Genomic DNA, 2884 nt, shown 5'->3' with positions numbered 1-2884 from the left:
AGGTCGAACAGGTCGGCGCCGTGCTGCGTGTCGTCGAACGCGTAGGCCACGGTCTGGTAGATCGGCACCGCCACGGCCTTGGTGGTGGGGTCGGGTGTGTAACCGCCGTGCACGGCGATGGTTTCGATTTTCATCTTGCGGGTCTCCTGGGTGGGTGGCCGCGCCAGGGATGCCGCGCAGCCGGCGTCATTCTCTCAGCAACTCCACCAAGGTCACGCCCCGGTGGCGCACGCCCAGCGCCGTGATCGCGGCCTGGCTCAGGTCGATGATGCGACGGTGCCGGTAAGGGCCGCGGTCGTTGATGCGCACCACCACCTCCTTGCCCGTCTGCAGACTGCGCACGCGCACCCGGGTGCCGAACGGCAGGGTCTTGTGCGCGGCGGTGAAACCGTGCATGTCGTAGCGCTCACCGCTGGCGGTGCGCCGGCCGTGAAACTGGCGCCCGTACCAGGACGCCAACCCTTGGGCGATCAGCTGGTCGGGGGCCGACGGGGCGACCGCGGGCGAGGCCAGCTCGGCGGCAGCGTCCCCGCGTGCAGGGGGTTCCACCGGGGGCACCGAGGCGGACGGGGCCGTGGGGGGTGCGACCGCGGGTCGGCTGCCGTCCACCCCGTCTGCGCCCCGGACCGCACCCACCGGCGCGGGAACGGGTGCGGCGCAACCGGCCAGCAAGGCCACCCACAGCAGCGCGGTCAGTGCGCGGCCGCAGCGGGTTCGGGATCGGGGGTGAATGGACATGGCGGTCCTCTCCGGTGTTGTCGGACAGCCGGCCACCTTATCCCAGCTGCAGCCGCTTCACGATCTCCAGCGTGGCCGCGCTCTGGTTCATGGTGTAGAAATGCAGCGCGGGCACCCCGGCGCTGCGCAACTGGTCGCACAGGTCGGTCACCACGTCCAGGCCGAAGGCCTTGATGGACGCGATGTCGTCGCCATAGCCTTGCAGGCGCAGGCGGATCCAGCGCGGGATCTCGGCGCCGCAGGCGTCGGAAAAACGCATCAGCTGTGTGGAGCTGCCGATGGGCATGATGCCCGGCACCACCGGCACGGCGGCGCCCAGCTGGTGCGCGTCGTCCACGAAGCGGAAATAGGCGTCGCTGTTGTAGAAATACTGCGTGATGGCCGAGTCCGCGCCGGCCTTGACCTTGCTCGCGTAGGCCCGCAGATCGGCCTCGGGTGACTTGGCCTGCGGGTGGATCTCCGGGTAGGCCGCCACCTCGATGTGGAAGTCGCGCCCGGTCTCTTCGCGGATGAAGGCCACCAGGTCGCTGGCGTGGTGGAACTCACCGCCGATGCCGTAGCCGCTGGGCAGGTCGCCGCGCAACGCCACCAGGCGCTTCACGCCCATGGCCTTGAGCGTGGCGAGCTGCTCGCGAACGCTGGCCTTGGTGGCGCCGATGCACGAGAAGTGCGAGGCGGCGCTCACGCCCTCGGCCAGGATTTCGCCCACCGTGTCGAAGGTGCCCTGCTGGGTGGAGCCGCCCGCACCGTAGGTCACCGAGCAGAACTCGGGCTTCTGCACGTAGAGCTGCTGGCGCACCGCGCGCAGCTTCTCGGCGCCCTCGGGCGTCTTGGGCGGGAAGAACTCAAAACTCAATGGCAGCGCCATGGTGATTCCTTTGTGTTCGTCGCTGGGCGCGTTGCAGGGTCAATCCGACCGTTGCGCCCAGACGAAAAATTCGCGGTTGCCGTCACCGCCGGTGATGGCACTTTCAACATAGTCCCGCAGCGCCAGGCCGTGGTCCGCACAGGCCCGCTCGATGCGCTCGCGCACCCTCGCGTAACTCGCCGTGTCTTTGACCAGGCCGCCCTTGCCGATGTGCTCGGGCTGCAGTTCAAACTGCGGCTTCACCAGCATCAGCAGGTGGCCGCCGTCTTTCAACAGCGGCACGATGGCCGGCCACACCAGCGTCTGCGAGATGAACGACAGGTCACCCACGATCAGGTCAAACGGTGCGGCCGCCGATTCACCAGCGGCCTCCACCAGCTGGTCGGCCGTCAGTTCGCGGGCGTTGCATTTCTCCATGCACACCACGCGCGCGTCGGCCCTCAGCGTCGGGTGCAGCTGGCCCTGGCCCACGTCCACGCCCACCACCCGCGCCGCACCGCGTTGCAGCAGGCAGTCGGTGAAACCACCGCTGCTCTGCCCCACGTCGAGACAGCGTCGGCCGGTCACGTCGATACCGCAGTGCGTGAGCGCGCCGTCGAGCTTGAGCCCGCCGCGCGACACGAAGCGGGACTCTGCCGTGTCCAGCAGCTCCAGCTCCACCGTCTCGCGCAACTCCTCGCCGTTTTTGGTGACGACTTTCCAGTCGCCCGGCGGCACGCGCCAACGCACGCCCGCAGCGATCAGCCGCTGGGCCTGCGAACGCGAAGCGGCGAGGCCGCGTTCAACGAGAAGTTGGTCAGCACGCATGAGTGGACAGTGAACAAGCCGAACAAAACGCCGGCGCGAAACGAGCGGTCCGAAGGCCGCGTGACGCCAGGGCGCCGCGGAACCGGCTCCGCCGGGCCGCCAGCGCCGCCCCCCGGGGGGTGACGCCGCAGGCGGCGCGGGGGGTACTCAATACCTGTACGTGTCGGGCTTGTACGGGCCCTGCTTCGGCACACCGATGTACGCGGCCTGCTCGTCGCTCAGCTCGGTCAGCATCGCGCCGACCTTCTTCAGGTGCAGGCGGGCGACCTTCTCGTCCAGGTGCTTGGGCAGCACATAGACCTTGCCGACTTCGTAGAAATCGCTGTGTGTGAACAGCTCGATCTGCGCGATGGTCTGGTTGGCGAAGCTCGACGACATCACGAAGCTGGGGTGGCCGGTGCCGCAGCCCAGGTTCACCAGACGGCCCTTGGCCAGCAGGATGATGCGCTTGCCGTCCGGGAAGATCACGTG

4 protein-coding genes and 1 pseudogene are annotated in these 2884 nt (G+C 68.7%); all 5 read right to left on the bottom strand.

The features are described 5' to 3' along the window. A pseudogene (locus IV088_RS21815) lies at positions 1-134 on the bottom strand (PLP-dependent transferase); the annotation flags it as partial. Positions 135-186: 52 nt separating this feature from the next. Then, positions 187-738 (bottom strand): septal ring lytic transglycosylase RlpA family protein, encoded by a 552-nt coding sequence (locus IV088_RS21810; RefSeq protein WP_291106133.1) that lies wholly within the window; start codon positions 736-738, stop codon positions 187-189. A 37-nt stretch (positions 739-775) separates the two neighbouring features. Beyond that, on the bottom strand, positions 776-1606 hold the full coding sequence (gene metF / locus IV088_RS21805) for a methylenetetrahydrofolate reductase [NAD(P)H] (RefSeq protein WP_291106130.1): 831 nt from the start codon (positions 1604-1606) through the stop codon (positions 776-778). A 39-nt stretch (positions 1607-1645) separates the two neighbouring features. Next, positions 1646-2413, bottom strand: coding sequence for a TlyA family RNA methyltransferase (locus IV088_RS21800; protein WP_291106128.1), 768 nt, complete (start codon positions 2411-2413; stop codon positions 1646-1648). A 147-nt stretch (positions 2414-2560) separates the two neighbouring features. Continuing rightward, positions 2561-2884: adenosylhomocysteinase (locus IV088_RS21795; RefSeq protein WP_291106126.1), on the bottom strand; the 324-nt coding region annotated here is incomplete at its 5' end.

The organism is Hydrogenophaga sp., assembly GCF_018780075.1.
Lineage (GTDB): Bacteria > Pseudomonadota > Gammaproteobacteria > Burkholderiales > Burkholderiaceae_C > Hydrogenophaga.
The sequence above is the reverse complement of the archived record's forward strand: the minus strand, read 5'-3'. Positions and strand labels throughout refer to the sequence as shown.